Source organism: Kitasatospora sp. NPDC056184 (assembly GCF_042268405.1).
GTDB lineage: Bacteria > Actinomycetota > Actinomycetes > Streptomycetales > Streptomycetaceae > Kitasatospora.
Map to the genome: position 1 here is coordinate 47,362 of NZ_JBHJUI010000029.1, position 15,213 is coordinate 62,574.

Annotated in this window: 21 protein-coding genes; 8 read left to right on the plus strand and 13 right to left on the minus strand. The window is 71.1% G+C overall.

All coding sequences use genetic code 11. The annotated features are described in order from the left end of the window. Positions 1-3 precede the first annotated feature (3 nt). The 7 genes from ACFC0B_RS35455 to ACFC0B_RS35485 all read right to left on the minus strand — a co-directional run bounded on the left by ACFC0B_RS35455 (position 4) and on the right by ACFC0B_RS35485 (position 5,509). A complete protein-coding gene (locus tag ACFC0B_RS35455; RefSeq protein WP_376095683.1) occupies positions 4-954 on the minus strand; it encodes a hypothetical protein in 951 nt (316 codons plus the stop codon). Next, the gene (gene guaD / locus ACFC0B_RS35460) at positions 951-2,378 is read right to left on the minus strand and encodes a guanine deaminase (RefSeq protein ID WP_376095686.1); all 1,428 of its coding nucleotides are present in this window, start codon (positions 2,376-2,378) and stop codon (positions 951-953) included. Before guaD ends, ACFC0B_RS35455 begins: the two co-directional genes overlap by 4 nt. 238 nt (positions 2,379-2,616) lie before the next feature. Continuing rightward, entirely contained in the window at positions 2,617-3,498 is an 882-nt protein-coding gene (locus ACFC0B_RS35465) for a phosphotransferase family protein (RefSeq protein ID WP_376095689.1), read from the minus strand. A 73-nt stretch (positions 3,499-3,571) separates the two neighbouring features. After that, on the minus strand, positions 3,572-4,057 hold the full coding sequence (locus tag ACFC0B_RS35470) for a glycine-rich domain-containing protein (protein WP_376095692.1): 486 nt from the start codon (positions 4,055-4,057) through the stop codon (positions 3,572-3,574). A 189-nt stretch (positions 4,058-4,246) separates the two neighbouring features. Next, positions 4,247-5,017, minus strand: a complete 771-nt coding sequence (locus ACFC0B_RS35475) for a helix-turn-helix domain-containing protein (RefSeq protein ID WP_376095696.1) — start codon at positions 5,015-5,017, stop codon at positions 4,247-4,249. Next, positions 5,014-5,175, minus strand: a complete 162-nt coding sequence (locus ACFC0B_RS35480) for a DUF6879 family protein (protein WP_376095699.1) — start codon at positions 5,173-5,175, stop codon at positions 5,014-5,016. Before ACFC0B_RS35480 ends, ACFC0B_RS35475 begins: the two co-directional genes overlap by 4 nt. Before the next feature lie 97 nt (positions 5,176-5,272). Continuing rightward, positions 5,273-5,509, minus strand: coding sequence for a hypothetical protein (locus ACFC0B_RS35485; protein WP_376095702.1), 237 nt, complete (start codon positions 5,507-5,509; stop codon positions 5,273-5,275). An 844-nt stretch (positions 5,510-6,353) separates the two neighbouring features. Here ACFC0B_RS35485 and ACFC0B_RS35490 point away from each other — a divergent pair. Further along, positions 6,354-6,947, plus strand: coding sequence for a hypothetical protein (locus ACFC0B_RS35490; RefSeq protein ID WP_376095705.1), 594 nt, complete (start codon positions 6,354-6,356; stop codon positions 6,945-6,947). A 31-nt stretch (positions 6,948-6,978) separates the two neighbouring features. On the opposite strand, the gene ACFC0B_RS35495 is transcribed toward ACFC0B_RS35490, so the two are convergent. The 3 genes from ACFC0B_RS35495 to ACFC0B_RS35505 all read right to left on the minus strand — a co-directional run bounded on the left by ACFC0B_RS35495 (position 6,979) and on the right by ACFC0B_RS35505 (position 8,446). After that, on the minus strand, positions 6,979-7,215 hold the full coding sequence (locus ACFC0B_RS35495; RefSeq protein WP_376095708.1) for a DUF397 domain-containing protein: 237 nt from the start codon (positions 7,213-7,215) through the stop codon (positions 6,979-6,981). 164 nt (positions 7,216-7,379) lie between these two features. Continuing rightward, positions 7,380-7,562: a DUF397 domain-containing protein gene (locus ACFC0B_RS35500; protein ID WP_376095711.1), complete on the minus strand. Its 183-nt coding sequence runs from the start codon at positions 7,560-7,562 to the stop codon at positions 7,380-7,382. After that, on the minus strand, positions 7,559-8,446 hold the full coding sequence (locus ACFC0B_RS35505) for a Scr1 family TA system antitoxin-like transcriptional regulator (protein ID WP_376095714.1): 888 nt from the start codon (positions 8,444-8,446) through the stop codon (positions 7,559-7,561). The genes ACFC0B_RS35500 and ACFC0B_RS35505 overlap by 4 nt, the downstream gene beginning before the upstream one ends. Positions 8,447-8,572: 126 nt before the next feature. Between ACFC0B_RS35505 and ACFC0B_RS35510 the strand changes: the two genes are divergently transcribed. Together ACFC0B_RS35510 and ACFC0B_RS35515 are read left to right on the plus strand one after the other, a co-directional pair. Next, a complete protein-coding gene (locus ACFC0B_RS35510) occupies positions 8,573-9,067 on the plus strand; it encodes an ATP-binding protein (RefSeq protein ID WP_376095717.1) in 495 nt (164 codons plus the stop codon). After that, a complete protein-coding gene (locus ACFC0B_RS35515) occupies positions 9,054-9,221 on the plus strand; it encodes a hypothetical protein (protein ID WP_376095720.1) in 168 nt (55 codons plus the stop codon). Before ACFC0B_RS35510 ends, ACFC0B_RS35515 begins: the two co-directional genes overlap by 14 nt. Positions 9,222-9,261: 40 nt before the next feature. On the opposite strand, the gene ACFC0B_RS35520 is transcribed toward ACFC0B_RS35515, so the two are convergent. Continuing rightward, positions 9,262-9,654, minus strand: a complete 393-nt coding sequence (locus ACFC0B_RS35520; protein ID WP_376095723.1) for a RidA family protein — start codon at positions 9,652-9,654, stop codon at positions 9,262-9,264. A 72-nt stretch (positions 9,655-9,726) separates the two neighbouring features. Between ACFC0B_RS35520 and ACFC0B_RS35525 the strand changes: the two genes are divergently transcribed. Both ACFC0B_RS35525 and ACFC0B_RS35530 read left to right on the plus strand, forming a co-directional pair. Continuing rightward, positions 9,727-10,656 (plus strand): LysR family transcriptional regulator, encoded by a 930-nt coding sequence (locus tag ACFC0B_RS35525; RefSeq protein WP_376095726.1) that lies wholly within the window; start codon positions 9,727-9,729, stop codon positions 10,654-10,656. 21 nt (positions 10,657-10,677) lie between these two features. Then, a complete protein-coding gene (locus ACFC0B_RS35530; protein ID WP_376095729.1) occupies positions 10,678-11,205 on the plus strand; it encodes a hypothetical protein in 528 nt (175 codons plus the stop codon). 19 nt (positions 11,206-11,224) lie between these two features. Here ACFC0B_RS35530 and ACFC0B_RS35535 read toward each other — a convergent pair whose 3' ends face one another. Further along, entirely contained in the window at positions 11,225-11,803 is a 579-nt protein-coding gene (locus tag ACFC0B_RS35535; protein ID WP_376095732.1) for a TetR/AcrR family transcriptional regulator, read from the minus strand. A 91-nt stretch (positions 11,804-11,894) separates the two neighbouring features. On the opposite strand from ACFC0B_RS35535, the gene ACFC0B_RS35540 reads away from it, so the two are divergent. Continuing rightward, on the plus strand, positions 11,895-12,341 hold the full coding sequence (locus tag ACFC0B_RS35540) for an anthrone oxygenase family protein (RefSeq protein ID WP_376095735.1): 447 nt from the start codon (positions 11,895-11,897) through the stop codon (positions 12,339-12,341). A 10-nt stretch (positions 12,342-12,351) separates the two neighbouring features. Here the strand turns inward: ACFC0B_RS35540 and ACFC0B_RS35545 are convergent, their stop codons facing one another. Continuing rightward, positions 12,352-12,891 (minus strand): RICIN domain-containing protein, encoded by a 540-nt coding sequence (locus ACFC0B_RS35545; RefSeq protein WP_376095738.1) that lies wholly within the window; start codon positions 12,889-12,891, stop codon positions 12,352-12,354. 383 nt (positions 12,892-13,274) lie between these two features. On the opposite strand from ACFC0B_RS35545, the gene ACFC0B_RS35550 reads away from it, so the two are divergent. After that, entirely contained in the window at positions 13,275-14,519 is a 1,245-nt protein-coding gene (locus ACFC0B_RS35550; RefSeq protein WP_376095741.1) for a hypothetical protein, read from the plus strand. A gap of 102 nt (positions 14,520-14,621) precedes the next feature. After that, positions 14,622-15,176 (plus strand): hypothetical protein, encoded by a 555-nt coding sequence (locus tag ACFC0B_RS35555; protein WP_376095744.1) that lies wholly within the window; start codon positions 14,622-14,624, stop codon positions 15,174-15,176. Positions 15,177-15,213: the final 37 nt, after the last annotated feature.

Here is a 15,213-nt window from a genome sequence, read left to right on the forward strand (position 1 = left end):
CTCTCAGCCCCGGTACACCAGGTAGTCGAGGCCGAAGTAGGGCGCGGTGTCGAGCCCGGGATACGCCCGGCCGGCGGGGCCGGACTGCTCGGTGCTCCAGGGGTTCTCGTAGTCGCTGTTGTACTTGAGCCAGTGGAGGGCGCCGGGTCCGGTGTCCGGGCCCTTGTAGTAGCTGCAGTAGAGGCCGTCGTTGTACCGGGAGACCGCGAGCGTCCGGGCACCCTTGACCGGCCTGTCGAAGGCGTCCTCGACGTGCTGGTCCGGGCCCCACTCCCCCGTGGCGCTGTCATAGGTGATCCAGTACAGCTGGTCGTCGAGGCCGTCGTGCAGGACGTACAGCAGGCCCTTGTACCGTTCGACGGCGAGCACCCGCCGGGAGGGGATGCCTCCGGGGATCGGGCTGTCCTCTCCCCAAGCCCTGGCGTGGGTGTCGTAGGTGATCCACTTGAGCTCGCCGTCCTCGTCGTCGTGCACGCAGTACACGAGCCCGTCGTAGACGGCGAGCGCAGCCGGGTTCGCCGAGCGGACGATGCTGTGCTCCTTGTCCTCCACCGGCTGCCAGTTGCGCCAGCCGGTCTCCTCGCCCTCCAGGTTGTAGCGCGACCACCAGAGGTAGTTGTTCGCCCCGCTCCGGTGGTTGACGCAGTACAGGAAGTCGTTGGCGTGTGTCACCGCGGGGGCGCCGACGCAGGGCACCGTGCGTCCGTCGGCGTCGCGGACGGCCTCGTCCTCGGTCCACGCGATGGGAGCTTCCCCGCTGTGGCTCCACCACAGCGTGCTGGAGCCGTCGGCCGCCACGTCCTGGTGGACGCAGTAGAGCAGGCTCTTGTACGCCTCGACGGCGGGGGCGAAGTCCGAGCCGGCGCCGGGGATCCCGGGGACCGGCTTCCACTTCTCGGGGGTGGCGTCCTTGTCGTAGGAGGCGCACAGCAGCGACCTGGTCTCGGCGGTCATCGTTCCGGTCCTCTCGTGTCGGTCAGGCGGACGGGCAAGGGCTTGGGGCAGGCGTCCCGGTGGTGGGCGAGGCGTCCGGCGACGTACGTGGCCAGGACGGTGCGGTCGTCGCCCATGACCGCGAGGGAGAACAGCAGGTCGTCGACGGAGTCGTCGCCGGCGGTGCGCGCGTCCAGCGTCGGGGTCGCGGCGGGGTCCAGCACGATGAAGTCGGCCTCGTGGCCCGGTTCCAGCGATCCGATGAGGTGGTCCAGGCGCATCGCCGTCGCCGAGCCGACGGTCGCGAGGTAGAACAGCTGGACCCCGTCCATCGGGTACTGGCGCAGCGCGCCGACCTTGTACGCCTCGCTCGCGGTCTGGAGCAGGGACAGGCTGGTGCCCCCGGCGACGTCGGAGCCGAGCCCGACGGGCACCCGCCGGCCCGGCTTGACGGCCCGCTTCATGCGGAAGAGGCCGGAGCCCAGGAACAGGTTCGAGGTCGGGCAGTGCGAGACGCCGGTGCCGGTCTCGTGGAGCCGGCGCCACTCCCGCTTGCTCAGGTGGACGGCGTGGGCGAGGACCGCGCCGGGGCCGAGCAGCCCGTGCTGCTCGTAGACGTCGACGTAGTCGCGGTACTGCGGGGGCGGGAAGAGCTCGGCCACCTGCTGGATCTCCCGGACGTTCTCCGAGACGTGGGTCTGCAGGAGGGTGCCGGGGTGCTCCCGCCACAGCGCGCCGGCCGCGCTCAGCATCCGGGAGGTGCAGGTGAAGGCGAAGCGGGGTGTGACGGCGTAGACGCTGCGGCCGACGCCGTGCCAGCGTTCGATCAGCTTCGCGGAGTCCTCGTAGGCCTGCTCGGGGGAGGAGTCCAGCATCGCGGGCGGGGCGTTGCGGTCCATCAGCACCTTCCCGGCCGCGAGCCGCATCCCGCGGCCCACGCTCTCCTCGAAGAGCGCGTCGACCGACTGCGGCGAGGGGGCGCAGTAGACCATGGCGGTCGTCGTCCCGCAGCGCAGCAGTTCGTCGCAGAACAGGGCGGCGATCGGCCGGGCGTAGGCGGGGTCGGCGAAGCGGATCTCCTCCGGGTAGACGTAGTCCTGGAGCCACTCGGGCAGTTCCTCGCCGTAGGAGGCGATGATCCGCATCTGGACGTAGTGCGCGTGGGAGCCGACGAGGCCCGGCAGGATCAGCTTGTCGCGGTAGGACTCGACGGTCACGCCCGGCGGGAGGGCGCGGACCAGCCGGCCGTAGTCGCCGGCGGCGACGATCTTCCCGTCCTGGCAGACGAGCAGCCCGTCGTCCACGTACACCAGCGCCTCGTCACTGGACGTCAGGAAGGGGTCGTCCCGGAACCAGACGAGGCGGCCCCGGACCGCTGTCGTGCCCCGGCAGAGGTGGTGTGACCGGCCGGGGTCCAGGACATCGGGTGCGTGTGAGGAGCGCATGGCGGCTGCCTCCTAGAGGTGAGACGGCCAGAAGGCGCGGGGGTCCCCCGCGAGGAGAACACATCAACCATAGAGACGAGCAGCATCGTTCGCACGCTGACCGTTGACGCGCGGGCCCGGCCGCCGTGGCGGCTACGGCCTGTGACTCCAGAGCGCCGCCGACACGCGCCGTGGCCGTCCACCGAGGGTGGACGGCCACGGGGGGCGCGGGCGGTGAGGGGTCGGACGGCCCGTAGGGCTACCCGAACCGGTGGCGGAGCCAGGCGAGTCCGTGGCTGCTGAGTGCGTCCCACTGGCGGCCCGGCGTCTCGGCGGCGCGGAGGGTCCACAGACCGGTGAGGATCGCGCCGAAGGCCGTGACGGACCGCTCGGGCGCGGCTCGCCACAAGGACACGCCGTCGGCCCAGCGCTCCGCCTGCTCCGGAGTGTGCCCGGCCTCGATCAGCCGGACGACCAGGGACGCCGTGTCGGCCCATGCGGCGCCGGGGGCGGGGAAGGCCCAATCGACGACGCGCACGGCCGCGCCGTCCACCAGGAGGTTCGGGCCGGTCAGGTCGGTGTGGACCAGGGTCCTGCCGTCGATCAGATCGGGTGCTTCGCGTTCGGCCAGGACCAGCCTGTCCACCCGTGCCACCGTCCACGGGTCGAGCCGGTCCCGGTGCCGGGTCCCCAGGTTGCGCCAGAAGTCCTGTCCTGACCATCGATCGGCCAGACTGAAGGCCCGCAGGGGCGGTGCCGGGGTGAGCGTTCCGGCGAGCGTCTCCAGCGTCCGCGCGACCAACGGCAGATCGGCGGACCCCGGAGACAGGTCCGCGTGCCTACCGGGAGCGTGCTCGAACCCCAGGGCCAGCCACCCTCCGGCCTCCGCCTTCCAGAGCATGCGGGGAGCGATGTCCGGCGGGAGTACGGAGTTCACGACGGACTCCAGGCGGTGCATCCACGCCCTCGGGTTGTCCTCGCGCACGGCCTTGCAGAACACCGGCCCGCCGGCTGTCTCCAGGGTGGCGGCGAAGTCGGAGACCGTCCCCGCCGCCGCGGGGACGGCGGCGGTCACCGCGCCGGTCCGGGCTTCGATGCTGATGCGCAAGGCGTCCGGTAGTTGATTCCAGAGGTCGGCCATCGGGGGTTCCTCGGGGTCGGGCCCGCCCGGCCCCGGATCACAGGCGGGGCGGGGCGGGCCAGCTGATCGGTTCCTAGCTGCTGTGGCAACCGCGGTGGCACTGCGAGCAGTTGCCGCTGCCGCTGGTGTCGCTTCCGTCTCCGCCGCTGCCCTCGGAGCACTCGGCGGACATGCTCCACAGTTCGGGGTCCACGGCGTACCCGCTCGCCTCGATGACGGACACCGTGGCCGCGATGCCGATGCCCTTGGTGGACTCACCAGGGCCGTCGGTCGGTACGTGGTGGAGGAACCGACCGGACAGCGAGCGGCAGAACTCGGCGTAGTCGGTGGTGTGGAGGATGAACGTGTGCCATCCGATGTCCACCAGGCTCGACGGGGCGAGCCCGGCGCCGGGGTTGAGCGCGCACGCTCCGAGGAAGGCGAGGGCCTGGTCCATGACGCGCTCGGCGAGCGCGAGGTCCGTCTCCTCCTCTCTGGCGATTCGGGTGGCCATCCGCTCGAACAGGGCCGGGTCTACGAGGGACCTGCCGGTGATCTGCTCCGTGCTGATCGACGTCATGCGGACTCTCCTGACTCCGAGGTCGGATCCGATCCGCTTCGACGGGCACCGGGGCACGCGTCAGCGGTCAGCGTTCGACTCCCGTGCTGGTCGAAGCTCTCGGCCAGCACGTTAGGTGGACGGGGACCGCTGACGGGCCTGTGATTCTCGAATATTCCAGGGCTTACGGGCCGTATGGGCGAGGATTCCTCAGATGGCTCCGAGCGCCCTGCGGCACCGCGTCAGAACCCTGTGGGCCTCCGCGCCGAAGACGGCCGCGTCGGCCATCGTTTCCCAGACACGCGCGTACAGGGCCACGTTCTCCGCCTGGTCCAGCCACAGTTCCGCGTGCCAGTCCTCGACGATGACAAGCCGTTCGTCGTATATCCAGAACCCGTTGGCGGGCGGCAGGGTGAGCTGGGCCTCGAACGGCACGATGCCCAGCGTGACGGTGTCGAGGCCGATCACGCCGCTGAGCCGGTCGAGTTGAGCGGCCATGACGGCCGGTGGACAGAGCCGGGCACGCAGCGCGGCCTCCCACATGACGATGCGGTACTGCTTGCCCGGCCGGTAGAGGCTCTCCTGCCGTCGGACCCGGGCCCGCACCGCCTCCTCGACGTCGCGCGGCGACTGATGGAGGTCGACGGCCGCGTTGAACACGTGGCGGGCGTAGTCGGCCGTCTGCAGCATGCCGATGATCAGGGAGCCTTCCCAGGCGCGCATGACCGCCGACCGCTCGTACTCGAACGTCCGCAACCTGGCACCCAGTTCGGCCGCCGCGCCGGGCTGACCGACACCCGTTGCCCAGGCCTTGAGGTCTTCGTGGGTGGCGGTCTGCCGACCGGTCTCCAGCTTGCTGACCTTCGACTGCGTCCAGCCCAGGTGCTCGGCCAGTTGCCGGCCTGTGAGACCGCCCTCGGTGCGCAGCTCGCGGAGCCGCAGACCGAGGGCGATCCGTGCTTGTTGGAAGTCGGTGCTCACCTGCCGGACGGTACCTCAGCGGTGAACGCCCGATACGGCGTGGCGAAGTGCCAGGCAGCGTCCCGGACCTGGCAGGCACGGGCCACCTGGACCGGGTCGGTGATCAGCTCCACGCCGTTCAGATCGTCATCGGGGTCGAAGTGCAGCAGGGCGATCACGCGCGAGTCGAGCCCCTCTCTCCGGCCCCGCTCCCCCGCCCGTCGGCGGGGCGACAACGACATGCACAACCGACAGGCCCACAGCGCGCCGTCCGGGTCAGTAGGCCACGCGGACCTGGAAGACGCCGCTGCCCCAGTACTCGGACGGCTCCTCGGCACCGCTCGGCCAGTCGCTCTGCAGATGGCGGCGGCCGTGTCCCAGGGTGCCTACCCGGTGCGGGCTCAACCGCCCCGCCACCAGGTCGTCCGCCTCGGCGTCCGTGATCGGCAGTATGGTGCGGTACTGCGCGTCCTGCGAGGCGACCCAGTCGATGTACTCGGTGAACACGCTCACGAAGGCCTGCGAGCACAGGCCGCACCGCTGAACAGAGACGATGAAATGCGAGTCGTCCTGAATCATCGTCTCAAGCCGAACCCCGTCGCGGCTGTGGTGGTGCGCCCGCGCCACCGCAGCGTCCTCGGCGTAGCACGCCACGCACCCGAAACCCGCACGGTCACTACCGTCTTGCGAACCCATGGATCCCCCCACACCTCAGCCGTCTCTGACCGGAACCCACCCTAACAACCCACAGTGAGACCCGGCCGCTGAACCAGTCGAGGACTTTCTGCCAGGTCACCCCGGGGCAGAGGGTGATGATCGTCGCTTTCCCGTCCTTCGATACGCCGTTGGACGTGCCGATGACAAGGCTTCACTTGTCGATCAGGTACACCGTGAAGGAGTCCCCGGCGGTGCAGCCCCGGAAGGTCACTCCGACCGATTCCCTGCCCAGCGGAACCCCGGACACGGCCAGTTGGTCCGGGTCGCTGTGGCCGCTGATCTGTTGGCCGCAAGGGCGCCGCGACGAGACCGGCTCCGCCACCGTGGCCCCCTTCCGAGCTGGACGTCTCGCGACATCCGACCGGCCAAGGGCCCTGCGGCGCCGACCCGGTGAACCTCCTCGGTCAGAGCACTGGCGAGCAGGTACCACTGTCCCGGGGTGGGCGGCGGGCCGGCGAGCGGCCATCCGCTCGACCTGCTCGACGGTCGCCCACGTGTCCGGGGGTCGGAGCCCCGGACGCCCCTCTTCCGTGTGAATTCCCCGGCACCCCGGAACCGTCCGTGGAAGTCCCGGTTCCCGGACGGCGAGGATGGCCGACGCATCGAACTCCGGCCACGCCGAACGCTGAGGGGTACGCCCATGGGGAAGTCACTGCTGCTGCACCGATCGCTGCGACGCACGACCATCGCCGTGGCCGGCTGCCTCGCCCTGCTGGCGGGTGCCGCCCCGGCGTCGACCGCGCAGGGCACCGCGCACCGCGCCGCCGGTCACCGGCTCGCCGCGAACGTCGCCCACCCCGCGCCCTCGAAGCGGGAGACCGTCTTCGACCCCGTCTACCTCGTCCAGGCCAACTCGGGCCGCGGGGCGACGTTCGAGGTGTACGCGGGCTGGGACTACGCGCTCCTGACGAACCAGCCGGGCAACGGCACCGCCCTGGTCTTCACCCTGCACGCCGACGACCTCACCTACAGCATCGAGTCGACGTCCGCCAACTGGGGCGAGTACCGGACCTGGTGCCTCTACGGAGCCGACATCAGGTTGGAGAAGAGCAACTGCGGCACCCGCTGGCAGATCGAGGACCTGGGCGGCGACGAGTTCTACCTCAAGGTGGCGGGGACGAAGAAGAAGATCAAGACCAGCATGCTGAAGGACAGCAAGCGGTGGCTGGCCGCCGAGGTGCAGATCTTCACCGTCAACGAGGAGTTCGTCAGGTTCAAGCTCGTCCACCCCTGATCCCGAGATTGCATGGTGACCCCAGCCGGGGTCAGGCAGATTGGGCGAAGGCGAGGAAGGACTGCCAGGCGTCGGGGGTGAAGGTGAGGTGGGGGCCGGACTTGTCCTTGGAGTCGCGGACGAGGACGGCGGACGTCGTCTCGGCGACCTCGACGCAGTTGCCGCCTTCGTCGCCGCTGTGGCTGCTCTTGCGCCAGGCGATCTCGACGCACTCGCCGCCCTCGTTGCCGCTGTAGCTGCTCTTGAACCACACCAGATCGCTGCTCATGGCTCTCCCTGAAGTGAGGCTGCTGTAGGGCCCGTTCAGGATAGGGAGTGGTGGTCCGGGAAGCTATGGCACAACCCCCAAAGCGAGGGAGCGGCGCCCACACAGAAGGCGGCCGTCCACCGGAGGGTGGACGGCCGCTGGGTGCCGAGCGGGAAGACTGGTCGTCAGACCGACTGCGCGAACTCGACGAAGGACTGCCAGGCCTCCGGCGAGAAGGTGAGGTGGGGACCGGACTTGTCCTTGGAGTCACGCACCAGCACGGTCGACGTCGCGTCCGCGACCTCGACGCACTCGCCGCCCTCGTCGCCGCTGTAGCTGCTCTTGAACCACACCAGTTCGCTGCTCATCGCTCTCCCAGAATCTTCTCGATCAACGACAGGGACTCCTCAGGAGTGTGCGCCTGAGACCTGAGCGTGCTGTAGCGCGCGTTCAGGATCCGGACTTCACTCTGATCCGTAATCAGCCTACTGCTCGTCTGCACCTCGATATAGCCCACCTGCGGACGCCCCTTCGGGGTGAGCAGGATGAACGGGCCACCCATACCGGAGTGCTCCGTGCGATTCAGCGGAAGAACCTGGATCACCATTCCCCGAGTGGTCCCGACCGACAGCAGGCGGCGCAGCTGCTCCGCGTGGACGTCCCAGCCACCCAGCGGCCGACGGAGCACGCTCTCGTCGATCACCCAGCTGAACATCGCTCGGGGCCACTTGTCGAGGATCTCCTGCCGCGCCATGCGAGCCGCCACCCGCGTCTCGATGACCTCGTCGGAGAGCAGCGGCTGTCGCATCGAGAAGACGGCGCGCGCGTGGGCCTCGGTCTGGAGCAGCCCCGGGAAGTCCCACATGCTCCAGTTGTTGAGCTCTTCGCACACCGCTTCCAGCCCCGCGTAGCCCCGGAACCACTCCGGGTGCCGCACCCTCGCCTTGGCCTTCGCCCGCTCGATGTCGTCCGCGATGACGAGCAGCAGCCCGCCGGCGTCCAGGACCCGCTCCGCCGCCACCAGCAGCTCCCGCTGCGGCGTCCGCTTCCCCTGCTCCACCGCGCCGATCAGGCTCTCGGTGTACCCGACCTCCTTGGCGAACTCCTTCTGCGTCAGGCCCGCCCGCTCGCGCAGCAGCTTGATCTGCTTGCCGATCGCCCGGAGGAAGTCCGACACCTCGGACAGGTCCTCGTCGAGCTGCGGCCGCGCCACGTCGCCGCTGTCTCCGCCGGTACCCCGAACTTCGGTCATTACGACCTCCCCATTTTCCTGTCACGGCCGACCGCCGTCACGCGACACTTTCCGCGCACACACAGGCACTCACCGTGCCCACCGGATGCGTCGTCAGCCTAAGCCTGGGGGGGCAGGCTTTTCCCCATGAAGTCCGAAATTCCCCTCGACGAGCCCGAGCCGCGCGCCCACACCGCGCTCCTCACGTGCACCCCCAAGGGAGCCGCCATCGGCCGCCGGATCGCCCGGCAGCAACTCACCGCCTGGGACCTCAACTCCCTTTGGCCGGAGGCTTTTCACCACGCGCTGATCATCGTCGCCGAGCTGGCCGCCAACGCCTCCACGCACGGGCGCAGCCCGGGGCGCGGGTTCGAGCTGTGCCTCTCGCTCACCACCGCGCGCCGGGCGCGCACCACCGTGCTCCGGATCGCGGTCTCGGACTGCCGGGGGGACCGTCGACCGGTCTTCCCGTCGCCCGCCTGTCCGGCGGACGCCCAGTCAGGGCGCGGACTCACCCTCGTCGACGCGCTCGCCGACCGCTGGGGCACCCTGCCCCGGGACCCCAACGCCAAAACGGTCTGGGCCGAACTCGACCTTCCCCTCGCCGAGTTCAAGAGCGGCTCCGACGATGCCGCCGCCTGACCGGCCCCCGCACAGCCCGGCCGCCGCCGCGGCCTGCACCGTCCTCCTCCTCACCCTCCTCCTGGCGCTGGCCGCCTGGGTCTACCCCGTCCTCAAGCACCACCACCCCGCCCCACGCCCCGTCCCGGACGCCACGGCGACCGCAACCCCCTGACCGCCGAACCAGGAAGTCGGCCCCGCCGACTTCCTGCTCCTCACTCCCCCGCCGGCCGCCGCGCGTCGACCTCGATCTCGATCCTCATCCGGGGGTCGGCGAGGCCGCACACCATCATCGTGGCAGCCGGCCGAACCTCGCCGAAGTACCGCCGCAGCACGGGCCAGCAGGGCTCGAACTCCTCACGCTGCGGCAGCAGATAGCGCACCCGCACCACGTCGGCGAAGCCGCAGCCTGCCTCGGCCAGCGCCTCGCCGATGTTGCGCAGGCACTGGTCGGCCTGCTCGACCACGCCGTCGGCGATCGTCATCGTCCGGTAGTCGAATCCGGTGGTCCCGGAGACGAAGACCTCGTCGCCGACGACCACCGCCCTCGCATAGCCGATCTGTTCCTCGAAGGTGGAACCGCTGAGAATGGCGCGTCGCTCTGTCATGCGGCGAACGCTAAGCGAGCTGCGGCGATACGTCTAATACCCCGAAAACCATCGCCTGATATCTCTAGGAATATGGACCGCCCCGAACTCCCGCTCCCCCAGTTGCACGCTTTCGCCGTCCTCGCCGAGGAACTGCACTTCGGACACGCCGCGGCGCGCCTCGGTATCGCGCAACCCCCGCTCAGCCAGCAGATCGCCCGCCTGGAGGCGAGGGTCGGGCACCGCCTCTTCGTCCGTCCACCGGGGCAGGTCGCGCTCACCCCGGCCGGGCGGGAGCTGCTGCCGGCGGCCCGGCGGGCGCTCGCCGACCTCGCCGACGGGCTGGCCGCCGCCCGGGCGGTCGGCAGCGGTCGGGCGGGGCGGCTGCGGATCGGGTTCTCGGCCTCCCTCGCGCTGACCGTCCTGCCGGGGCTGCTCGGCACCTTCCGCGCGCGCTACCCGGACGTCGACCTGGACATCCGCGAGATGACCAGCGCCCCGCAGCTCGCCGCCCTCCGGGAGGGGACGATCGACATCGGGCTGCTGCGCGAGCCCCCGGACGCCGCGGGCGGGCCGCTCGACTTCCGCACCGTCCTCACCGAGCCGTTCGTCGCCGTGCTCCCGGCCGGTCACCCGCTCACGACCCAACGAGCGCTCGACGTCGCCCAGTTGGCCGACTCACCGTTCGTCCTCCTCCCCCGCCCGGTCGGGCCGGAGCTGTACGACCGGATAGCCGGGCTGTGCGCGGCGGCGGGGTTCGCCCCGCGGATCGTGCAGCACGCGGTGGAGTGGCAGACGGTGTGCGCGCTCGTCGGCGCGGGGCTCGGGGTCTCGCTCGCCCCGGCGAGCATCCGGCGGCTCGGCCTGCGCGAGGTCGCCTTCCGCCCCGTCGAACCGCGCACCGCCCGCACCCGGGTGGCCGTCGCCTGGCGGCGGGAGGACCGCAGCCCCCTGGTGGCCAACCTGCTGGCGGCCGTCGACGACACCGGCGGCACCGGGCCGGGCAGGGCGGAGGCCCAGTAGAGTGCGGCCTGGGAGGGTGCCGTGCTGGTCGGGTCGCGGGCCGGGTTCGGTCTGGAGTTCCACGTCGAACGGGACCCCGGTCTGCTGTGCGTCGACGTCTTCGTCGGCGGGCTCCACGTGAACACCTGGGACAACGCGTTCTACCCGCCGCTGCTGGTCAAGAAGCTCACGGACGAACTCGGCCGCTTCCGCGCGCCCGCCGCACCGCCGGAGGGGTTCACCTCACCGGCGGAGTCCTTCCGCGCGGCCGAACACCGGCTGTACGACGACACCTTCACCGCTCCCGGGGAGGCACTCGCGCGGTGCACGTTCCTGGAGTGGGGGGAGTGCACCGACGGCGTGACGGCGTTCGCCTTCCCCGGCGGGGAGCTGGTGCACCTCGCCTGCCGGGTGCGCGAGGGAGGCGGCCCCGCCTGGGGCACCGAGGCCCGCGACGAGCCGACGGTGGCGTCGGTGAGCCGGGCGGCGCTCGTCGCGACGCTGGAGGGCGGCCTCGCCGTCGCCGAACGCGAGTGGGCCGTCCGGCTCGCCGCCCTCCTGGACCGCTGAGCGCGGCCCTGTCGGCGCGTCAGAGCACGGCGAGCCGGTCCACCAGCAGGTCCACCCTCCACCCGGCGTGCTCCGCCGGCAGCCGCCCGGCCCGGGTCAGGGTGGCCAGCCCGTGCAGGGCCGCCCAGAACGTCTCGGTGAACAGGCCCGGGTGGACACCCTCCCCGGCGACCTCGGTGAGGCTCTCCAGAAGGGCGGCGAAGGCGTCCTTCAGCGGCTCCGGGGTGTCCTCCTGCGCGAACGCCAGACCGCCGTCGAGCTGGAACATGGCGTCGTAGACCGCCGGGTTGCGTTCGGCGAAGTCGAGGTAGGCCCGGGCGAGGGCGGCAACCCGGGCACGGGTGCCGTCCGCGGCGGCGGTCGCGGCCCGCAGTGTCGCGGCCATCTCGGCGGCGCCCTCCAGGGCGACGGCGCCGATGATCTCGCGCTTGCCGCGGAAGTGGCTGTAGAGGACGGGCTGGCTGTACTCGATGCGCTCGGCGAGCCGGCGGGTGGTGACCGCGTCCCAGCCCTGCTGCTCGGCGAGTTCGCGGGCCGTCGCCACGATGAGGCGTTCGCGCTCCGCCCGTTCGCGCTGCTTGCGTTCCTGTACCGACATGAGTCGATCCTAGCACCGCTAGACAATCGAGCGGCAGCAGCGCTAGCGTTGCATCGTCAGCTAGCAGCGCTAGATCCCTGGAGGGGTCGTCATGCTCAACGCACTTGAGGTGTTCACCACCGTGGTCGTCGGCCTGATGGTGGGGGTGGAGTTCTCCGTCGCCTTCGTCATGAACCGGATCTTCAGCGCACTCCCCGAGGACAGCGGCCAGCTCGCCCGCTCCCACGGGGGCCGGATGCTCGGCGCCGTGATGCCGGTCTGGTACATCACCTCACTCGCCCTGAGCGCCGTCTGGGCCGTCGCCGAATGGCAGAACCCCGGCGCCGGCCTGGTGGTCGGCGCCGGGGCGCTGCTGGTCCTGAGTGTGCTGATGTCGGTCCTGCTGCTCGTCCCGATCAACAACCGGGGCAAGACGTGGACCCCCGAGAACCGGCCCGCGGACTGGAAGGAGCAGATGAGCCGCTGGGACCGCTACCACTACGCCCGCGTCGCCGTCATCGTCGCCGCGTTCGCCCTGCTGGTCTCCGCCCTGGCCTGAGCCCGCGGGCCTACCACTCGACGGGCGGCGGGCCGTCGCCGGCCGAGGTGGGGAACCACTGCTGGTTGTTGCCGTTCCAGCAGTCCCACTGCTGCATGCGGACGCCGTTGACGTAGCCCCCGCCGGGCACGTCCAGGCACTTGCCGCTCCACGCGTTGCGCAGGGTGTAGCCGGCGCCCTTGACGCGGATCCACTCCCAGTTCTGGTTGGCGCCGCCGTTGCAGTCCCACTGCTGGGCGAGGGCGCCGTTGTCGGTGCTCCAGCCGCCGATCTCCAGGCACTTGCCGGTGTGCGCGTTGACCAGCGGACCGTTCGCCAGCCGCCAGTTCTGGTTGGCACCGGTGGTGCAGGACCACTGCTGGACGGGTGCACCGTTGTCGGTGCTCCAGCCGCCGACCTCCAGGCAGTGCGGGCTGTTGGCGCTGACCAGGGTGACGACGTTCGGGACCGGCGGGTGGTAGTTGTCGGCGGCGCCGGCACCGGGTACGCCGACGGTGAGCGCGAGACCGGCGCCGAGAACGGCGGCGGCCATACGGGACTTGAGAGCCAAGGTGTGATCCTCGTCGGAGAGACGGCTGATGACGTCGGCGCACCGCGCACGAGCACCATCGCCCCCCCGGCTGCCAGGCGGTCACACTAGTGGATCGCCCGCAGGAAGATCACCGGGGTTTCGGCCCCTCGACCACACCGGCACGCGAAAGAGGGAGCGGGAGGTCGGACCGGCCGACTTCCCGCTCCTCGACTCCCCTGCGCGGCGGCTACCGGTGCCGGCCGCTCCCGTTGCCGTTGGCGGCAGGCCTGCGACTACGGGAATCGGACAGGTGTTCAGCTGTGTGACGGCAGCACGGGGCGGGCACGATGGAGCCGCGCCCCCGGCTCCCTGTACGTGTGCACCCGGTCCGGAACGATCGATCGACGGAACGAGGGATTCTGATGCAGGAAAAGACCCGTGCCACCGTTCGAGACCTGCCGTCGAGCTGCCTTCTCGCCTCGGGGAGTGAACGCGCAACCAACGCCTCGGGCATCCTGAAAGCCGTTCAGGGCCACCGGATCTCGGACGTCTTCGCGGGCCCCAAGACCAGCTACGCCCTGGGCCCGGACGGCAAGCTCCTCGGCCGGGAGTCCTGGTCCGAGGAGTTGACGGCCCAAGCCCGGGGAGTACGGATCGCCGACATCTTCGCAGGGTGGCAACACGTCGCCGCCCGGACCGCCGAGGACACCCTCATCATGGCGGGCTCCCATCGGGCCCTCCCCAAGCTCATGAAGGCGGCGGAGGGAAGGAAGATCGTCGATGTCGCCGCCCCGATCACCGGCTTCGCCGTCGCGCTCACCGCGGAGGGAAGCGTCCTCGGCGCGGACCGCGAGGGCTGGGACCTCGGCCGCAAGCTGGCGGAGGCCGCGCGGGGCCGACAGGTCACCGCGATCTCCGCAGGACCCTTCGGCGCTCTCGCGCTGACCGCCGACGGCACCCTGCTCACCTCGGGAAACGGCAACTACGGCGAGATCCCGAAGGTCGCGAGGGCGGCGAAGGGCAGGAGGATCACCGCCATCGCCGCCTGCACCGGCGGCAGCTTCGCGGTGACCGAGGAGGGCGCCGTCCTCGCCGACGGGAGGGACGCCTTCGTCACCCCGGCCCTGAAAGCCATGGAGGGCAGGAAGATCACCGCAATCTCCGCCTGCGAGGAGAACCTCCTCGCGCTGGCCGCCGACGGCACCCTGCTGGCGGCCTCGACGGACGACGAGAGCGACGTGGTCCCCGGGATCCTGAAGGCGGCGCAGGGGAGGAAGATCCTCAAGATCGCCGCCGGAGTCTTCCACAACCTGGTGCTGGTGGCCCCCTCGGACGAGATCGAGTGCCCGCCCCTGCAGCCCGGCCAGACCTGCCTGGCCTTCACCTCGGCCGAGCGCGTCAGCCTGGTCGTCAAGCGCGGCACCGACAGCATCACCATCGCCGCCGGAACCGCCAAGGGCTGGAAGGCCTCCGAGACACCCCACCAGGTCGTCGTGCGCAGCACCAGCCGGGACCTCGCCGTCGGGTCGGTGTACTTCGCGACCGCTCCGGACGGCCGGGTCGGCGTCAACCGCGAGGCGAGCCAGCTTCCGGCGGGGCTGACCGCCACCGTTCCCGACGGCACCGACCGGGTCGTCTTCCACTGGGCCCCGGGCAGGAAGCACTGACACCCGCGCCGCTGCGGGCCGGCCCGGCGATCCCCGAGGGACGGCTCGCGGCCCGGAAAAAGCAGGTGCCCGTACGGAGCGGCCGGTGCGAGACTGCGCGCCGTGAGCACACCCGAACCCGACGAGCTGGACTACCTCCGGGAGATCGAGCGCCTCGCCGACGACGTCACCGTCGAGGCCTCCGCCGAGGGCCGGCTCTCGTACGAGCCCGACCCGCCGGACGCGACGCCGTTCCAGCGCAGCGTCAACGCGCTCGCGCGGGCGGTGCGCGCGTACCACTTCGAGGGGGACGGCTGTGTGGAGGACCGCCCCCTCCTCAAGCTGGCCGCCGCCGCCCTGCTGAAGCCCGGGGCCGTGTCGGCGGGGCTGGACGAGGACTACGAGCAGGCGTGCGCGCGGTTCGGGGTCGAGCCGCGGCCGGAGGGCTGGGCACTCTGGCACACCTGGGGCAAGGGCGGGCTCCAGGTGACCATGGTGGTGACGGCGGTCGCGACGACCGAGGGGCTGTTCCGGAACTGGGCGCTCGGCCGGGAGTTCGACCCGGTGGAGCCGCTGCCCTCGCAGATCGCCCTCGTGCACCGGGGCTGGATCGGCCCGATGACCTTCGCGCCGCGCGGCGTCCGCCGCATCGGCCTCGAAGGGACGCCACTGGCCTGACGGCCTCCCCGGTCGTGACCGGGGAGGCCGTCAGGCG